We start from the raw sequence: 17,603 nt of genomic DNA, 5'->3' as shown, positions 1-17,603 counted from the left end.
CACCCACGGAGGAGACCCGCGTGCCCCAGACGCACATCCACCCCGACGTCGATCGCGTGCTGCTGACCGAGCAGCAGATCGCCGATCGGCTCGCCGAGCTCGGCCGGCAGATCGCCGAGGACTACGCGGACGAGCCCCCGATCATGGTGGGCGTGCTCAAGGGCGCCGTCATGGTCATGGCGGACCTCGCCCGCGCGACGGACCTCAGCGTCGAGATGGACTGGATGGCCGTCTCCTCGTACGGATCGGGCACCAAGTCCTCCGGCGTCGTCCGCATCCTCAAGGACCTCGGCGCGGACATCTCGAACCGCCACGTGCTCATCGTCGAGGACATCATCGACTCGGGGCTCACACTGAAGTGGCTCCTCGCGAACCTGCGCTCGCGCGGCCCGAAGTCCGTCGAGATCGCGACCCTGCTGCGCAAGCCGGACGCCGCGAAGGTCGAGATCGACGTGCGCTACCTCGGCTTCGACATCCCCAACGAGTTCGTCATCGGCTACGGGCTCGACTACGCGGAGACCTACCGGAACCTCCCCTACGTGGGCGTCCTCAAGCGCTCGGTCTACGAGGGCTGACATGGCGAACGACCCCTCCACCTCCCGGTCCGGGCGGCGCAAGCGCCCGTTCACCTCCATCGCGATCTGGGTGGTGGTGGCGCTGCTGGCCGGCATGGTCCTGTTCACCTTCCTCGGTCGGGACGGCTACCAGCAGGTCGACACCGAGCAGGGGCTCGAGCTGCTCAAGGGCGGCACCGTCGAGCAGGCCAAGATCATCGACGGCAACCAGCAGCGCGTCGACCTCGTGCTCACCGAGAACTACAAGGACGGCGACGAGGACAAGGGCAAGAAGGTCCAGTTCTCCTACGTCACCGCCCGCGCGGACGACGTCGTCTCCGCCGTCACCGCCGCGGATCCCGAGAAGGGCTACACCGACGAGATCGCCACCAGCTCCTGGTGGTCGACGCTCCTGGTGTCCTTCCTGCCGCTGCTGATCTTCATCGGCCTGTTCTGGTTCCTCATCATGAACGCCCAGGGCGGCGGCGGCCGGGCGATGCAGTTCGGCAAGTCCAAGGCGAAGCTGTTCAACAAGGAGTCCCCGAAGGTCACCTTCGCGGACGTCGCGGGCGCCGAGGAGGCCGTCGAGGAGCTCGACGAGATCAAGCAGTTCCTCGTGGATCCGGGCAAGTACCAGGCCGTGGGCGCCAAGATCCCCAAGGGCGTGCTGCTGTACGGCCCTCCCGGCACCGGCAAGACGCTCCTCGCGCGGGCCGTGGCCGGCGAGGCGAACGTGCCCTTCTACTCGATCTCCGGCTCCGACTTCGTGGAGATGTTCGTGGGCGTCGGCGCGAGCCGTGTGCGCGACCTCTTCTCGACGGCGAAGGAGAACGCCCCCGCGATCATCTTCATCGACGAGATCGACGCCGTGGGCCGCCATCGCGGCGCCGGCATGGGCGGCGGCCACGACGAGCGCGAGCAGACGCTGAACCAGATGCTCGTCGAGATGGACGGCTTCGACGAGAACCAGAACGTCATCCTCATCGCCGCCACCAACCGCGTGGACATCCTCGACCCGGCGCTGCTGCGCCCGGGCCGCTTCGACCGCCAGATCGCGGTCGAGGCGCCCGACCTCAAGGGCCGCCTGCACATCCTCACCGTGCACGCGAAGGGCAAGCCGCTCGCGCACGACGTCGACCTCGAGGCCGTCGCCCGCCGCACGATCGGCATGTCCGGTGCGGATCTCGCGAACGTGCTCAACGAGGCCGCGCTGCTCACGGCCCGCTCCGGCAACCAGATCATCGACAACCGGGCGCTGGACGAGGCGATCGACCGCGTCTCCATGGGCCCGCAGCGGTATTCGAAGGTCATGTCCGAGCGCGAGCGCCAGATGACCGCGTACCACGAGGGCGGCCACGCGCTCGTGGCGGCGGCCATGAACAACTCCGCCCCGGTCACCAAGGTGACGATCCTGCCGCGCGGCCGCGCGGGCGGCTACACGATGGTGGTCCCCACCCAGGACCGCAACTACCAGTCCCGCAACGAGCTGCTGGACCGCCTGGCCTACGCCATGGGCGGCTACGCCGTCGAGGAGAGCATCTTCCACGACGTCACCACCGGTCCCAGCTCCGACCTGCAGAACGCGACGAAGATCGCGCGCACGATGGTCACGCAGCTCGGCATGAGCGGGAAGATCGGCCAGGTCGCCCTCTCCGGCGACCAGGACGAGGTCTTCGTGGGCATGCAGCAGGGCCAGGGCCCCGCCTACAGCGCGGAGACGGCGAGCATCGTGGACCAGGAGGTCCGCGCGCTGCTCGACAACGCCCTCGACGAGGCCTGGGCCGTCATCTCCGAGAACCGCGACGTGCTGGACCGGCTCGTCGAGGAGCTCCTGGAGAAGGAGACCCTCAACGAGCACGACCTCGCCGCGATCTTCGCGGACGTCCGCAAGCACCCGCGGCGCGAGGTGTGGCAGTCGGACACCGACCGCCCCGCCCTCGCCCCGCCGAGCGTCGGCGTGAGCACGACCGGCACGGGAACCGAGTCCCACGACGCCGGGGAGCCGCTGCAGCCGGGCGCCCCCGAGCTGCCCCATCCGGGCGGCGACGGCCCCGGGATCCCGGGCGCCCCCGGTCAGAGCGACGGGACGGGGTACTGAGATGCCGGTCGACCTGGACCGCGTCGCCGCCGGTGTCCGCGAGATCCTCGCGGGCATCGGGGAGGACCCCGACCGCGACGGGCTGCGCGACACCCCGGCGCGGGTGGCGCGCATGTACGCCGAGGTCTTCGAGGGACTCGACAAGGACGCGCACGAGCCGCTGTCCACGACCTTCGAGATCGACCACCAGGAGCTCGTGCTGGTGCGGGACATCCGCTTCCACTCGCTGTGCGAGCACCACCTGCTGCCCTTCCACGGCGTCGCCCACGTGGGCTACATCCCGGGGAACGGACGCGTGACGGGGCTGAGCAAGCTCGCCCGCCTCGTCCACGTGTACGCGCGGCGCCCGCAGGTGCAGGAGCGGATCACGACCCAGATCGCGGAGGCCCTCATGGAGGAGCTCGGCGCGGCCGGCGCGATCGTCGTCCTCGAGGCGGAGCACCAGTGCATGTCCATGCGCGGCGTGCGCGCCGAGGGCGCCCGCACCGTGACCAGCGCCGTGCGCGGTCAGCTGCGCGACGGCGCGACCCGCGCCGAGGCCATGAGCCTCATCCAGCGGGGCTGAGCCGTGGGCACGCCGGTGCGCCGACCCCGGGGGCTGCCCGCGTCCCTGGGGGAGGACCGCACGCTCGTCATGGGCGTCCTCAACGTCACCCCCGACTCCTTCTCCGACGGCGGCCACCACGACCGCTACGAGGAGGCCGTCGCGCACGCCCGGCTCCTCCTCGAGCAGGGCGCGGACATCATCGACGTGGGCGGTGAGTCCACCCGCCCGGGCGCTCCCCGCGTCGACGAGCAGGAGGAGCTGCGACGCGTGCTCCCCGTGGTCGCCGCCCTCGCCGCCGAGGGGGTCACTCTGAGCGTGGACACCATGCGCTCCTCCGTCGCCGCGGCCTCCGTCGAGGCCGGTGCGCTCATCGTCAACGACGTCTCCGCGGGCTCCGCGGACCGCGACATGGGCACCATCGCCGCGGGCCTGCGCACGCGACTGGGCACCCCGCCGGTGTTCATCGCGATGCACTGGCGCGGCCACAGCGACGTCATGAACGACCTCGCCGTCTACGAGGACGTCGCCGCGCAGAGCGCCGCCGAGCTCGACGCCCGCCTCGAGGCGCTCCGCACCGCAGGGCTCGAGGACGACTTCCTCGTCGCGGACCCGGGGCTCGGCTTCTCCAAGACCGGTGACCAGAACTGGGAGCTGCTCGCGCACTGGGAGTCGATCGCCTCCCACGGCCTGCCCGTGCTCATCGGCGCCTCCCGCAAACGCTTCGTGGGGGCGCTCGACGTGGACCGCGACGCGGCGACGGCCGCGATCAGCGCCTACAGCGCGGAGCGCGGCGCCTGGGCCGTGCGCGTGCACGAGGTGCCCGCGAACCTCGCCGCGGTGCGGGTCGGCGACCGCCTGCGCCATGCCCGGGGGACCCGACAGGAGGAGCGCGCATGAGCCTCGCCGCGACCGAGCCCGCCCGCGACCGCATCGACGTCGCCGGGATCCGCGCCTGGGGCCGCCACGGCGTGCTCGCCGAGGAGACGGAGCTCGGCCAGCAGTTCGTCGTGGACGTCGCCCTGCACGTGGACACCGCCGCCGCCGGCCGCAGCGACCGTCTCGAGCGGACCGTGAACTACGCCGAGGTCGCGCGGATCGCCCGCGAGGAGATCGAGGGCGAGCCCGTCGCGCTCGTCGAGACCCTCGCCGAGCGCCTCGCCGCCCGGGTGCTGGGGACGATCGGCGACCCCCTCGTGCGCCGCATCGAGGTGACCGTGCACAAGCCCGCGGCGCCCGTCGGCCTGCCCGTGGACGACGTGCGGCTGCGGATCGTCCGCGACGCCGAGCCCGTCGACGCGGTGCTCGCCGTGGGCACCAACCTCGGTGACCGCGAAGAGCACCTCGCGCGGGCGCTGGAGCTCCTGGACCGCACGCCCGGTGTCGAGGTGGACTGGACCTCCCCGGTGGTCGAGACCGACCCGGTGGGCGGGGTCGAGCAGGACGCCTTCCTCAACGCCGTGATCGGCGTGCGCACCGCGCTGTCGCCCTTCGCGCTGCTCGCGCAGTGCCAGCGCCTCGAGCAGGACGCCCGCCGTGAGCGCCTCGTGCGCTGGGGCCCGCGCACCCTCGACGTCGACGTCATCGCCTACGGCGCACACACGAGCGAGGACGAGGAGCTCACCCTCCCGCACCCGCGCGCCCATGAGCGCGCCTTCGTGCTGGAGCCGTGGCGGCTCGCCCGGCCCGGGGCCCTGCTGCCCGGGCGCGGCGAGGTCGCCGCCCTCGCCGCGGTCGCCCCCGACCGGGACGGCCTGCGCCCCGGCCCCGCGATCCCGGGGTACGCGCGCTCGTGAAGCCGCTGAGCATCCCGCTGCTGGTGCTGATCTGGCTGATCGGCACGGGCCTCGGCGCGCAGGTCCTCGACGTCATGGCGGCCCGCGGTCGCAGCGTCCCGGTCACGGGCTGGCTCACCACGGTCGTCGAGCTCGCGCTCATCGGCGTGCTGCTCGTGCACGGCCTCCCGCTGCGGCGCTACATGGTCGAGAGCCGGGACCGCGACGAGCACCCCACGCTCGCCCCGCGCCGTCACCAGATCGACCTGCCCACCGCCTACCGGACCGTGCTGATCGCCCGGGCCTGCGCCTACACGGGCGCGATCGTCGGCGGGCTGTTCTCCGGGCAGGCGCTGTTCCTCCTGGTCACCGGCACCGGCGATCTGTGGACCGCGGTGGTGCCGAGCACCGCCGCGGCCCTCGCGGGCACTGCCCTGGGCGTTCTGGGCGTCGTCGTGGAGCGCTGGGGCACGCTGCCCCCGCAGGACGGCGAGGGCGGGGAGCGCGCGCACGTCGGGTCCTGAGCCGGGCGGCGACGGGGGCGACGTCCGTCGGAGCGTCCCTCGACCTCCGGGGAGCCCTGCGCCCCGGCATCGATGACACGATGTCCCCATGACCTCCTCGCCCGACGAGCCCACCGCGCCGCACGAGCCCACCGCACCCGGCGAGCCCACCGCGCCGGTCGAGCACAGCACGCCGCACGGGACCGCCGCCGGGCACGAGCCCGCCCCGACGATCCGCGACGGGAGGCTGCTCGGCGTCGACGGGCTGCGCCCGGTCTCGCCCTCGCTCGTCCCCGCCCGCTACCTCGCGGCGATCCCGGGGTACGTGATCGCGCTCGCCCTGGCCGTCGGCGCCGTCGTGCTCGCCGCGATCACCTCCTGGTGGTGGATCGCCGCGGTCGCCGTCGTGCCGCTCGCCGTGATCGTCCAGTCCCTGCTGCTCACCCCGCGCCGGGTGCGGGCGATCGGCTACCTCGACGGCGAGCAGGAGCTCGTGATCGCCCGCGGGGTCATGTTCCGCACGGTCTCGACCGTGCCCTACGGCCGAGTGCAGTCCGTGACGATCGGCGAGGGGCCGATCGAGCGCCGCTACGGCCTCGCGACCCTCGAGCTCACGACCGGCGCCTCCGACGAGGCGCCCTCGCTGCCCGGCCTCCCGCGGGACGAGGCGGAGCGCCTGCGCGGCCTCCTCGCGGAGCGCGGCGTGGACCGGATGGCGGCGCTGTGAGCTCCGCGCTCCCTCCGGGGCACCGTCGCACCCACCCGCTGACCCCGCTCGTCACCGGGTGGCGGATCGTGGTCGGCGCGGTCGCCGTGCTCACCGCGCAGAATCTCGCCGCCCTCGTGGGGGACTTCACCGTGCGACGGCTGCTGATCGGCCTGGGGGTCCTCGGGGCCGCGGTGGTCATCGGCGTCGTGGTCTCGGCCCTGTCGTGGTGGGCCACGAGCTACGGCGTGGACGCGGACGGCGTGGTGCGCCGCAGCGGTCTGCTCAGCCGCACCCGGCAGTTCGCCCCGCGCGCCCGGATAGAGTCGGTCTCCCTCGAGCGTCCCCTCCTCGCGCGCCTGCTGGGCCTCGCGAAGGTGCGGATCGAGGTCGCCGGCGGCGGCGAGTCCTACCTCGACATCGCCTACGTGCGCTCCGCGGAGGCGGAGGACCTGCGGCGACGGATCCTCGAGGTCGCCGCCGGGACCGTGCCCGGGGCCGGACCGGCGACCGTGGACGGACCTGCGCCCGGGGCCGGGGCGTCGGCCGACGGCGGGCCCGCGGGCGCGACCGGAGCAGCCGGCGCGGAGACGTCGGGGACAGCGGCGGCGAGGGCCCCGGGGACGCCCGTCGATCCCGGGGCTGCGCCGGCGATTGGAGCCGCGGCGACGTCGTCGCCGGGAGCACCCGATCCCGCGGACCGTCCCGCAGGGGAGGGGGACCTCGCCGCGAGGGCCCGGGCGATCCTGCACGACGGCGTCACCGACGGCGAGCTGATCGCCGAGATCCCCACCGAGCGCCTGGTCCGCTCCCTGCTGCGCGACAGCTCCTTCCTGCTGGGCCTCGCCGCGAGCGTCATCGGCCTGGGCGTGACGATCGCGCTCGCGATCTGGCAGGAGGGGCTCTCGATCGCCATCCTCGTGCCGCTGCTCCCCGCCGTGATCGCGGTCCCGCGCTACGTGTTCGGCCGCATCGAGAGCGGCTGGGGCTTCGTCTCCCGCGTCTCCGACTCCGGGCTGCGGATGCGCCGCGGCCTCGCGAACACCCGGGCGGACACGATCGCCCCGGGCCGCATCCAGCGCCTCGAGCTGCGCCGGCCGCTGCTGTGGCGCGCCCCGCGCTGGACCGCTGTGACCGTCACCGTCGCGGGCATCGACGAGGACGAGGACGGCGGCGCCCGCAGCGTGCTCCCCGTGGGCACCCCGGACGAGCTCGCGTCGACCATCGGCCACCTCGCCCCGCCGCTGGGGACCGGCGACGACCTCGCCGCGCTCGAGCGGCTGCTCACCGCGCCCGCCCGGGAGCTGCCCGGCCTGCGCGCGCCGCACCCCCTGCAGTGGTACGCCCGGCGCACCGTCGTCACCGTCCTGCTCCCCGGCGCCGTGGTGCGCCGCAGCGGTCTCCTCGCCCGGCGGGTGCAGATCGTCCCCCGTGACCGCGTCCAGGAGCTCTCCGTGGGGGACGGCCCGCTCGCCCGCCGGCTCGGGAGCCTCGACCTCTCCGTCGCCGTCGCCGGTCACACGGTCGAGCTCGACGCCCTGCCGCGGGCCGACGCCCTCGTGCTGCACGCCGCCCTCGCCCTCGACGCCGCGACCGCGCGCCGCTACACCAAGCGCGACGGCTGGCCCGTCCCGCCGCTGGCCGCGGCCGCACCGGCCGCCTCCGGCGCATCACGGACGGGGGAGGGGCGATGAGCGCCGACGCGCCCCGGCTCGGCATCGGCATCATCGGCGCGGGCCGCGTGGGCGCCGTGCTCGGTGCGGCGCTGCGCGCGGAGGGCCATGCGATCACCGGCGCCTACGCCGTCTCCGACGTCTCCCGCGAGCGGGCGGCGGAGCTCCTGCCCGGGGTGCCGCTGCTCGACGTGCCCGCGATCGTCGAGCGCAGCGAGCTGCTGCTCCTCGCCGTGCCCGACGACCAGCTGGGCCCGCTCGCCGCGGGCATCGCCGCGACGGGACTCGTGCCCGGAGGCCAGCTGGTCGTGCACACCTCCGGCCGCTACGGGACCGAGGTGCTCGCCCCGCTCGCCGAGGCCGGGTGCGCGACGCTCGCGATCCACCCCGCCATGACCTTCACCGGCACCCGCGACGACCTCCCGCGACTGTTCGGCTGCCCCATGGCGATCACGGCGAGCGAGCTCTTCGCCCCGATCGCCGCGGCGCTCGTGGTCGAGCTCGGAGGGGAGGGGTTCGTCCTCCCCGAGGGGGACCGCGCGCTCTACCACGCGGCCCTCGCCCACGGCGCGAACCACCTCGTCGTGCTCGTGGACCAGGCCCGCGAGGCGCTCGCGAGGATCGGGATCGAGGAGCCCGGGCACCTGCTCCGGCCCCTGCTCGAGGCCGCCCTGGACAACGCCCTGCGGCACGGCTCCGCCGCGCTCACGGGACCGGTGGTGCGCGGGGACGCCGGCACCGTCGCCTCCCACCTCGGCGCGCTCGACGACCTCGACGCGACCGCTCTGCCCGGTGATCCCGCGGACACCTCCGCCACCTACCGCGCCCTCGCGCGCGCCGCCCTGGACCGCTCGGGACTACCCTCCCTCACGGAGCAGCGGATCCGCGCCCTGCTCGAGGACCCCGACACGGAGGACGCATGACCCGCCCCGGCACCGATCGCACCACCGACCTCGTCACCACGAAGGCCGCCCTCCGCGAGGCCCGAGCGGCCCTGCCGGGGACCGTCGCGCTGGTCCCCACGATGGGCGCCCTCCACGACGGCCACCTCGCGCTCGTCGCCCGCGCCCGCGAGGTCGCGGACCACGTGATCCTCAGCGACTTCGTCAACCCCCTCCAGTTCGGCCCGGGGGAGGACTACGAGGCCTACCCGCGGGACCTCGACGCGGACCTCGCCGCCGTCGACGGGCTAGTGGACCTCGTCTTCGCGCCCTCGGCCGAGGAGATGTACCCCGTGCTGCCGCCGACCGTCTCGGTGAGCGCCGGCCGCGCCGGGACGCTCCTCGAGGGCGCCGCCCGTCCCGGGCACTTCGACGGGGTCGTCACGGTCGTCACGAAGCTGCTGACGCTCGCCGCGCCCGACGTCGCCGTGTTCGGCCGCAAGGACGCCCAGCAGCTCGCGATCCTCACCCGCCTCGTCGCCGACCTCGACCTCCCCGTGCGGATCGAGCCCGTGGAGATCCAGCGGGAGCCCACGGGCCTCGCCCGCTCGAGCCGCAACACCTATCTCTCCGACGCCGGCCGTGAGCGCGCCCTCGTGCTCTCCCGCACGATCACGGCGGCCCAGGAGGCCGCGCCCTCCGTCGGCGCCGTCCTCGGGACCCTCGCCGACGCGCTCGGGTCGGACGAGGCGGAGTGGGCCTATGCGCTCGCCGTGGACCCCGCGACCCTCGACCCGATCACCCCGGAGCACCGCGGGGAGGCCCTCGTCGTCCTCGCCGCCCGGGTCGAGGGCACGCGCCTGCTCGACGCGACCGTGGTGTCGCTGACAGCACCCTGAGCTCACGGGCCCCGTCCGGGGTGGTCGTGGGACAATCGCGTCCATGAGCAACGAGACCCCCGCCGCCGAGCAGCCGGACACCTCCGACCAGATGGCGGTCCGCCGCTCCAAGCGGGAGCGACTGCTCGACCGCGGTGAGGAGGCCTACCCGGTCTCCGTGCCGGTCACCACCACGATCGCGGCGGTCCGTGCCGAGCACGGCGAGCTCGAGGCCGGGCAGGAGACGCAGGTCGAGGTGGGCATCGCCGGCCGCATCGTCTTCCAGCGCAACACCGGCAAGCTGTGCTTCGCGACCGTCCAGGACGGTGCGGGCGAGCGCATCCAGATCATGCTGAGCCTCGCCGAGGTCGGCGAGGAGCGCCTGACCCAGTACAAGGCGGACGTCGACCTCGGCGACCACGTGTTCTTCCACGGCCGCGTGGGCGCCTCCCGCCGCGGCGAGCTGAGCATCTTCGCCGATGCCTGGCAGATGGCCGCGAAGGCCGTGCGCCCGCTCCCGGTGCTCCACGCGGACCTCTCCGAGGAGTCCCGCGTGCGCCGCCGGTACGTGGACCTCATCGTGCGCCAGCAGGCGCGGGACACGGTGCGCCAGCGCGCCGCCCTCATGCGCTCCCTGCGCGGCTCCTTCGACCGCCGCGAGTTCGTCGAGGTCGAGACGCCGATGCTGCAGGTGGTCCCCTCGGGCGCCGCGGCACGCCCGTTCGTGACCCACATGAACGCCTTCGACCTCGACCTCTACCTGCGGATCGCACCGGAGCTCTTCCTCAAGCGCGCGGCCGTGGGCGGCCTCGACCGTGTCTTCGAGATCAACCGGAACTTCCGCAACGAGGGCGCGGATTCCACGCATTCCCCGGAGTTCTCGATGCTCGAGGCATATCAGGCGTACGGGGACTACAACACGATCGGCGAGCTGACGCAGCAGCTCGTGCAGGAGGCCGCGGAGACGGTCACCGGATCCCAGGTCGTCACGCTCGCCGACGGCACCGAATACGACCTCTCCGGAGAATGGGCGAAGATCACCGTCTACGGCTCCCTCTCGGAATCCCTCGGCCAGGAGATCACCCCGGAGACCACCGTCGAGGAGCTGCGCGCGATCGCTCGTTCGCTCGATCTCGATCTGGACCACCCGAAGTTCGGCCACGGGAAGCTCGTCGAGGAGCTCTTCGAGCACCGCGTGGGCGACCACCTCCACGCTCCGACCTTCGTCCGGGACTTCCCGGTCGAGACGAGCCCGCTCGTGCGCGCGCACCGGGACACCCCCGGGGTCGTCGAGAAGTGGGACCTCTACGTGCGCGGCTTCGAGCTCGGCACCGGCTACTCCGAGCTCGTGGACCCCGTCATCCAGCGTGAGCGCTTCGAGCAGCAGGCGCGGCTCGCCGCGCAGGGCGACGACGAGGCGATGCTCCTGGACGAGGACTTCCTCGAGGCGATGGAGTACGCCCTGCCGCCCACGGGCGGCATGGGCATGGGCATCGACCGCCTGCTCATGGCGCTCACCGGGCTCGGCATCCGCGAGACGATCCTCTTCCCGCTCGTGAAGCCGGGGGCCTGAGATGGACAGTGGATTCTGGTACGAGGCCGGCTCCCTGCTCCCGCCGGTCGCCGTGGGGCTCGTGTTCTGGTTCGTGATGCGTGCGCTGCTGCGCTCGGACAAGAGTGAGCGCGACGCCGAGAAGGCGGCGGAGAAGGAATACCGCCTTCGTCACAAAATCGACGATCCCGATGCGGCCGGCGGAACCGGAACGGCGCGGAATTCCTCATGAATTCGGCGCGGCGGTTGTGTATATTCGGCCGCCGCGCACATAATGGTGCACGACCATCGACCTCCACTTCTCACGAAGTCGGAGAACACTGTGTACTGAGGAGGTACCGACATGGCCCGGAAGACCTATGTGGAGCTCGTCGACGACATCGACGGCTCGACGGCGGAGCAGACGGTGAGCTTCTCGCTCGACGGCGTCTCCTACGAGATCGACCTCTCCGAGGAGAACGCCGCGAAGCTGCGCGAGGACATCGGCGAGTGGACTGCGAAGGCCCGCCGCGTGGGCGGTCGCCGCTCGACCACCCGCGCCGGCCGCGCCGCCTCCTCCGGCGACTCCGCCCGCATCCGCGAGTGGGCCCGCGAGAACGGCTACGAGGTCCCCGACCGCGGCCGCGTGGCCGCGTCGCTGCGCTCCGCCTACGAGGAGGCCCACCGCGACTGATCCGCGGTGATCCGAGAGCTCGGGCCCGTCACCCTCCGGGGGTGACGGGCCCGAGCTCGTCCTGCGGTGCGCCGCTCAGCGGCGGGCGGTCACCAGCCGCGGATCGACCAGGCCGCGGTGTGCTCCGCCTCCGGACGCAGGCGCACCACGTCGGCGCCGGAGCGGAAGGCGTCCGGGGGGCAGGTCATCGGCTCGGTCGCGAGACCCAGGCGGTGGTTCTCCGGCTCGGGGCGGTCCCCGGTGTGCAGCTGCAGCCACGGGCACTCCTCGCCCGCGCTGAGCTCGACGCCCGTGCCGCCCGGGGCGGTGACCGTCACGGTCAGCCGGCCGTCCTCGTCCCGTGCGAGATCCGTGAACGCGTGGTCGATGAAGAGGTCGCCGATCACGCGCGGCGACGAGAAGTCGAAGTCGGAGCCCGGGGCGACCGGGGCGGTGCCGGTGGGCAGCAGGCGGTCCTCGGTCACCGTGAGCACGGTCGCCGCGGCGACCTGCAGGGTCCAGGTGTCCAGCGGCTCCGGCCCCGCGACGAGGTAGGGGTGGGGGCACACGCCGTAGGGGGCGTCCGCCGCACCGAGGTTCCGGGCGGTGACGGTGGTCGTCAGGCCCGTGCCCTCGTGCAGCGCGTAGCGCACCGTGAGCAGCAGGTGGAAGGGGTAGCCGGGGGTGGGGAACAGCTCGGTGCGCAGCACGAGCTCGTCCTCCCCGGCCTCGGCGACCGCGAACTCCTGGAAGGAGACCAGGCCGTGGAGGGCGTTGCCCCGCTCGACCTCGGTGATCGGGGTCTGCAGCTCCTGGCCGTCCCAGGTGTAGGCGCCGTCCCCGATGCGGTTCGGCCACGGGGCGACGATCGCCCCGCGGTAATGGGCCATGGGGCCCTGCTCGGGGCTGCGGACCAGCAGGTCGCGGCCGCCGACGGTGAGCGACTCGAGGGTCGCGCCCACGGTCGAGACCTCGACGCGGTACGGCCCGGCGGCGAGGGCGAGCAGCGCGCCGCGGTCGCGGGAGGCGGGGGAGGGGACGGTCATCGGTAGGTCTCCTGGGAGGTCGGGGCGGAGGCGGAGGTGCCGTCCGGGGCGGGGGAGTCGGGCTCCGGCTCCGGCTCGGGGTCGACGAGGACGACGTGCAGCTGCCGGGGACCGTGGACGCCCTCGACGCGCTCGAGCTCGATGTCGCTCGTGGCGCTCGGCCCGGAGATCAGGGTCCAGGGGGAGGCGGGGTCCTCGCCCATGCGCTCGATGCCCTTGGGCACGCCGAGCACCACCTGGTCGGCCTGCACCACGACCACGTGGCGGTCCGGGACGAGGGTCAGCGCCCGGCGTCCGGAGAGGTCGTCGGAGCGCAGCACGAGGGTGCCGGTCACGGCGATCGCCGTGTGGCAGCCGGTGAGGACCGCGTCGATGACGTCGAGCTCGCGGGGACCGGGGGTGCCGTCGTCGACCTGCACGGTCGCGGCGACCTGCGCGGTCCACCCCTCGGGGACGCCGGGCGGGACGATCACCGATCCGGCGCCGTCGAGCGCCTCGGCGATCGCGGCCGGGAGCTGGGAGGGCGTCGTGCGGTGGACGGTCGCGCGGTAGTCCGCGATGCGCTGGGCGAGCACGTCGCGCACCTTGGCGGGGTCCGTGGAGACCTCCTGGCGGTCGTCGGCCCGCTGGTAGTCGCGGGGGACGTCGGCCGCCTCGGTGACCGCGTCGCGGCGGGGCACGTCGAGGGCGGCGCGGAGCCGCGCCATGATCTCCTCCTTGGCGCTCAGCCCCGGGGTGCGGACGGGGCGGGCGGCGGGCCTCGTGCTCATGCCTGGTCCTCCTGCTGCTCGTCGCCGCCGGTCGCCGGTGCGGCGCCCGCTCCGGACGCCGATCCCGCGGCGCGCTGCTTCTCGTGCTGGTCCCACCAGGAGCGGAAGGACGGTCCGGGCTTGGGCAGGTCGCGGTGGTCGGTCCAGCCCGGGACGATCGGCAGCGCATGGGGCAGCGTGCCGATGTTCTTCCCCGGCATCACCTTCGCGAGCGTGCCCGCCGAGCGGACGGCGATGTCGTAGGCGCGGGGGGAGGACATGAGCCGGCTCGCGCCCTTCATCGACACGTCCCAGGCGCCGTGGAACTCGCCGCGGGTGCCGCGACGACGGTCGACGTCCTTCGCGCGGAGGTGCACGAGGATCGCGGGGATGTCGATCTTCACCGGGCACACGTCGTAGCACGCGCCGCACAGGCTCGAGGCGTACGGCAGGGTCGCCGAGGGGTCCTCCGCGTCCTGCACCCCGGTCATCTGCGGGGAGAGGATCGCCCCGATCGGGCCGGGGTAGGTCGAGCCGTACGCGTGGCCGCCGGCGCGCGCGTACACGGGGCACACGTTCAGGCAGGCGGAGCAGCGGATGCAGTGCAGCGCGGAGCGACCGTCCGGGTCCTCGAGCACCGCGGAGCGGCCGTTGTCGAGCAGCACCAGGTGGAACTCCTGCGGGCCGTCGCCCTCGCGCACGCCCGTGAAGAGGGTCGTGTACGGGTTCATCCGCTCCCCGGTCGAGGAGCGCGGCAGGAGCTGGAGGAACACCTCGAGGTCCTGGAAGCTCGGCACGACCTTCTCGATCCCCACGACGGAGATGAGGGTGCGCGGGAGGGTCAGGCACATGCGGCCGTTGCCCTCGGACTCGACGACCACGAGGGTGCCGGTGTCCGCGACGGCGAAGTTCGCGCCGGAGACCGCGACGGAGCCGGGGGAGTCCAGGAACTTCTCGCGCAGGTAGCGGCGGGCGGCGCCCGCGAGCTCGGCGGGGTCGTCGGTGATCGAGGGGTCGAGGTCCGGCATCGACGCGAGGAAGATCTCGCGGATCTGTGCGCGGTTGCGGTGGATCGCGGGGACCAGGATGTGGCTCGGGGTGTCCCCGGCGAGCTGGACGATGAGCTCGGCGAGGTCCGTCTCGATCGCGCGGATGCCCGCGTGCTCGAGGGTCTCGTTCAGCGCGATCTCCTGCGTGGCCATCGACTTGACCTTGAGGATCTCGCGGGCGCCGCGCTCGATCGCGAGGGAGGTGACGATCTCGCCGGCCTCCTCGGCGTCCCGTGCCCAGTGCACGGTGCCGCCGGCCGCGGTCACGGACTCCTCGAGCTGCTCGAGCAGCTCCGGGAGGTGATCGGTGACCTGCCACTTCAGGGCGCTGCCGGCGTTGCGGAGCTTCTGCCAGTCGCGCACCTCGCGCACCACGCCGGCGCGCTTCGCCTGGATCGTGGTGGTCGCGTGGCGGAGGTTGCCGCGCAGGACCTCGTCGGTCAGCTCCTCGCGGGCGGCGTCGGGGAACCCGCGGGTCCCGCGCAGCGTCGAGGAGGGGGAGGCGTGCTGCGGGCGCACCGCCGGCATGCCCAGGTTCACGGTCGCGCTCATGAGGCCCTCCCGAGGATCGTCTCCGAGGGCACGAACGGCTCCTCGCGGGTCGAGGCGAGGATCTGCGCGAGGTGCACGGGCCGGGGCGCCGCGCCTGTGCGGTGCAGCTTCCCGCCGATGTTCATGAGGCACGAGGCGTCCCCGGCGACGACGAAGTCCGCGCCCGTGCGCACCACGTTCGCGGCCTTGTCGGTGACCATCGCGTCGGAGGTCGCGTCGTTCTTCACCGAGAAGGTCCCGCCGAACCCGCAGCAGGTGTCCGACTCCGGGAGGTTCACGACCTCGATGCCCTCGACGGCCCGCAGGAGCTTCAGCGGGCGCGGCCCCACCTTGAGCACGCGCATCGAGTGGCACGTGGGGTGGTAGGTGACGGTGTGCGGGAAGTAGGCGCCGACGTCGGTCACCTTGAGCACGTCCACGAGTAGCTCGGAGAGCTCGTAGGTCTTCGCGGCCACGCGGCCGGCGCGCTCCTCGAGCTCGCTGTCCCCCTCGTGCCGTGCGACGAGCGCGTGCTGGTCGCGGACGCAGCCGGCGCACGAGCCCGAGGGCATGACGATCGCGTCGACCTCGTCGAGCGCGGGCTCGAAGGTGTCCACGAACTGCCGCACCACGGGAGCGGCCTCGGTGTAATAGCCGGTGTTCGTGTGCATCTGCCCGCAGCAGGTCTGTCGGCGGTCGAAGACCACCTCGTGACCGAGCCGCTCGAGCAGACGCACCGTCGACGCGGCGACGTCGGGCGCCATCACGTCCACCAGACAGGTGGTCATCAGCGAGATGCGCATGGGGATCCCTCCGGGTCCGCGGCCCCGGGAGGGCCGCCTGGTGGTCAGTCGTGGGTGAGGCCGAGGGCCGCGGCGGTGCGCTCGAGGGAGGCGTGCGCGGCGTCGGCGTCCGAGGAGAGCTGGGTGCCCCAGCTGGGCACCATGCGCGCGATGATCGGGCGCCAGGCGTCCTCGCGCTCGGGGAACATGCGCGTCAGCAGGCGGATCATGATGTCCGTCGCGGTCGAGGCGCCGGGGGAGGCCCCGAGCATGCCGCCGATCGAGCCGTCCGCCGCGGTGATCACCTGCGTGCCGAACTGCAGCACGCCGTGCTTGTCCTTGTCCGGGGCGATGACCTGGACCCGCTGGCCGGCGGTGATCTGCTCCCAGTCCTCCGGCCGCGCCGAGGGCATGTACTCCTCGAGCGCCGCGAAGCGCTGCTTCGACGTCGCGGCGAGCTGGGAGGCGAGGTACGTCATGAGGTCGAGGTTCGGCGGCGCCACGGCCATCATGCGGGTGACGTTCTTCGGCGTGATCGACGTGAAGAGGTCGGTGTAGCTGCCGGTCTTGAGGAACTTCGGGGACCAGCCGGCGTACGGGCCGAACATGAGCGAGCGCTCGCCGTCGATGTACCGGGTGTCGAGATGGGGCACGCTCATCGGCGGGGCGCCGACGGCGGCCTTGCCGTAGACCTTCGCGTCGTGACGGGCGATCACCTCGGGGTTCGTGCAGCGCAGCCACTGCCCGGAGATCGGGAAGCCGCCGAAGCCGTCGATCTCGGGGATCCCGGCCTTCTGCAGCAGCGGCAGCGCCGCGCCGCCCGCGCCGACGAAGACGAACGGGGTGCGCACGACCCGGGTCTCGCCGGTGCTCGTGGAGCGGGACATGACGCCCCAGTCCGTGCCCATGCGGCGCAGGTCCACGACCTCCCAGCCGGTGCTGACGGTCGTGCCGACGCGGCGCGCGTGCTCGAGCAGCAGGCCGGTCAGCGCGCCGAAGTCGACGTCGGTGCCGTCTGGGGACCAGGTCGCGGCGATCGTCTCGGTGACGGGCCGCTCCTGCGCGACCAGCGGCGCCCACTCGGAGAGCTGCGCGTGCTCGGTCGTGAAGCGCATCCGGTCGAACAGGGGGTTCGCCGTGAGCGCCTCGTGGCGGCGGCGCAGGTAGTCCACGCTGTCGATCCCGTGGACGAAGCTCATGTGGGGCACGGAGTGGATGAACGCGCCGGGGTCCCCGATGCGGTCGTTCTCCACGAGGTGCGCCCAGAACTGGCGGCTCACCTGGAACTGCTCGTTGATCGCGATGGCCTTGGCGGGGCTCACCGAGCCGTCGACGTCCTGCGGCGTGTAGTTGAGCTCGCACAGTGCGCTGTGGCCGGTGCCGGCGTTGTTCCAGCCGTCGCTCGACTCGAGGCCGATGTCGTCGAGCTTCTCGATCACCTGCACGTCCCAGCCGGGCTCGAGCTCGCTGATCATCGCCGCGAGGGTCGCGCTCGCGATGCCCCCGCCGATCAGCACCGCGTCCGCGCGGGTCACGTCCACCCTGAGGTCAGCCATGTCTCTCCGTTCCAGCTGGTTCGTGTGCTCCCGGCGACGCACGGCCCCCGCATCGCCGCGGGGGTGCGGGCGCG

General features: G+C 73.3%; 18 protein-coding genes. 13 read left to right on the top strand and 5 right to left on the bottom strand.

All coding sequences use genetic code 11. The annotated features are described in order from the left end of the window. Positions 1–20 precede the first annotated feature (20 nt). From hpt to C1N80_RS12465, 13 genes are all read left to right on the top strand, one after another. Entirely contained in the window at positions 21–575 is a 555-nt protein-coding gene (gene hpt / locus C1N80_RS12525) for a hypoxanthine phosphoribosyltransferase (RefSeq protein ID WP_137771070.1), read from the top strand. Between the two features lies 1 nt (position 576). Beyond that, the gene (gene ftsH, locus C1N80_RS12520) at positions 577–2,652 is read left to right on the top strand and encodes an ATP-dependent zinc metalloprotease FtsH (RefSeq protein ID WP_137771069.1); all 2,076 of its coding nucleotides are present in this window, start codon (positions 577–579) and stop codon (positions 2,650–2,652) included. Position 2,653: 1 nt separating this feature from the next. Beyond that, positions 2,654–3,217, top strand: coding sequence for a GTP cyclohydrolase I FolE (gene folE / locus C1N80_RS12515; RefSeq protein ID WP_137771068.1), 564 nt, complete (start codon positions 2,654–2,656; stop codon positions 3,215–3,217). 15 nt (positions 3,218–3,232) lie between these two features. Beyond that, the gene (folP, locus tag C1N80_RS12510; RefSeq protein WP_370296999.1) at positions 3,233–4,096 is read left to right on the top strand and encodes a dihydropteroate synthase; all 864 of its coding nucleotides are present in this window, start codon (positions 3,233–3,235) and stop codon (positions 4,094–4,096) included. Next, a complete protein-coding gene (gene folK, locus C1N80_RS12505; protein ID WP_137771066.1) occupies positions 4,093–4,992 on the top strand; it encodes a 2-amino-4-hydroxy-6-hydroxymethyldihydropteridine diphosphokinase in 900 nt (299 codons plus the stop codon). Before folP ends, folK begins: the two co-directional genes overlap by 4 nt. After that, positions 4,989–5,495, top strand: a complete 507-nt coding sequence (locus C1N80_RS12500; protein WP_137771065.1) for a DUF3180 domain-containing protein — start codon at positions 4,989–4,991, stop codon at positions 5,493–5,495. The genes folK and C1N80_RS12500 overlap by 4 nt, the downstream gene beginning before the upstream one ends. Positions 5,496–5,583: 88 nt before the next feature. Beyond that, positions 5,584–6,201, top strand: coding sequence for a PH domain-containing protein (locus C1N80_RS12495; RefSeq protein WP_137771064.1), 618 nt, complete (start codon positions 5,584–5,586; stop codon positions 6,199–6,201). Beyond that, positions 6,198–7,874, top strand: a complete 1,677-nt coding sequence (locus C1N80_RS12490) for a PH domain-containing protein (protein ID WP_137771063.1) — start codon at positions 6,198–6,200, stop codon at positions 7,872–7,874. Before C1N80_RS12495 ends, C1N80_RS12490 begins: the two co-directional genes overlap by 4 nt. Next, a complete protein-coding gene (locus C1N80_RS12485; RefSeq protein WP_137771062.1) occupies positions 7,871–8,776 on the top strand; it encodes a Rossmann-like and DUF2520 domain-containing protein in 906 nt (301 codons plus the stop codon). The genes C1N80_RS12490 and C1N80_RS12485 overlap by 4 nt, the downstream gene beginning before the upstream one ends. Further along, positions 8,773–9,633 carry a pantoate--beta-alanine ligase gene (panC, locus tag C1N80_RS12480; protein ID WP_137771061.1) on the top strand — a complete coding sequence of 287 codons (861 nt, stop codon included), beginning with the start codon at positions 8,773–8,775 and terminating at the stop codon, positions 9,631–9,633. The genes C1N80_RS12485 and panC overlap by 4 nt, the downstream gene beginning before the upstream one ends. A gap of 43 nt (positions 9,634–9,676) precedes the next feature. Beyond that, the gene (gene lysS, locus C1N80_RS12475) at positions 9,677–11,185 is read left to right on the top strand and encodes a lysine--tRNA ligase (protein WP_137771060.1); all 1,509 of its coding nucleotides are present in this window, start codon (positions 9,677–9,679) and stop codon (positions 11,183–11,185) included. 1 nt (position 11,186) lies between these two features. Further along, complete coding sequence (locus C1N80_RS12470; protein ID WP_137771059.1) at positions 11,187–11,396, top strand: hypothetical protein; 210 nt, start codon at positions 11,187–11,189, stop codon at positions 11,394–11,396. A 111-nt stretch (positions 11,397–11,507) separates the two neighbouring features. Beyond that, a complete protein-coding gene (locus tag C1N80_RS12465; RefSeq protein ID WP_137771058.1) occupies positions 11,508–11,837 on the top strand; it encodes an Lsr2 family protein in 330 nt (109 codons plus the stop codon). Positions 11,838–11,926: 89 nt separating this feature from the next. On the opposite strand, the gene C1N80_RS12460 is transcribed toward C1N80_RS12465, so the two are convergent. Genes C1N80_RS12460 through C1N80_RS12440 form a run of 5 tightly spaced genes read right to left on the bottom strand, consistent with a single transcriptional unit; the run spans position 11,927 to position 17,529 of the window. Continuing rightward, positions 11,927–12,862 carry an aldose 1-epimerase family protein gene (locus C1N80_RS12460; protein ID WP_137771057.1) on the bottom strand — a complete coding sequence of 312 codons (936 nt, stop codon included), beginning with the start codon at positions 12,860–12,862 and terminating at the stop codon, positions 11,927–11,929. Then, positions 12,859–13,632, bottom strand: coding sequence for an LUD domain-containing protein (locus C1N80_RS12455; protein WP_137771056.1), 774 nt, complete (start codon positions 13,630–13,632; stop codon positions 12,859–12,861). Before C1N80_RS12455 ends, C1N80_RS12460 begins: the two co-directional genes overlap by 4 nt. Beyond that, positions 13,629–15,212 carry a lactate utilization protein B gene (locus C1N80_RS12450; RefSeq protein ID WP_137771055.1) on the bottom strand — a complete coding sequence of 528 codons (1,584 nt, stop codon included), beginning with the start codon at positions 15,210–15,212 and terminating at the stop codon, positions 13,629–13,631. Before C1N80_RS12450 ends, C1N80_RS12455 begins: the two co-directional genes overlap by 4 nt. Next, complete coding sequence (locus C1N80_RS12445; RefSeq protein ID WP_137771054.1) at positions 15,209–15,994, bottom strand: (Fe-S)-binding protein; 786 nt, start codon at positions 15,992–15,994, stop codon at positions 15,209–15,211. The genes C1N80_RS12450 and C1N80_RS12445 overlap by 4 nt, the downstream gene beginning before the upstream one ends. A 44-nt stretch (positions 15,995–16,038) precedes the next feature. After that, positions 16,039–17,529 carry a malate:quinone oxidoreductase gene (locus C1N80_RS12440; RefSeq protein ID WP_137771053.1) on the bottom strand — a complete coding sequence of 497 codons (1,491 nt, stop codon included), beginning with the start codon at positions 17,527–17,529 and terminating at the stop codon, positions 16,039–16,041. Positions 17,530–17,603: the final 74 nt, after the last annotated feature.

It is taken from the genome of Brachybacterium sp. SGAir0954, from assembly GCF_005490785.1.
Lineage (GTDB): Bacteria > Actinomycetota > Actinomycetes > Actinomycetales > Dermabacteraceae > Brachybacterium > Brachybacterium rhamnosum.
This window is presented reverse-complemented; position numbering and strand designations above follow the sequence as displayed.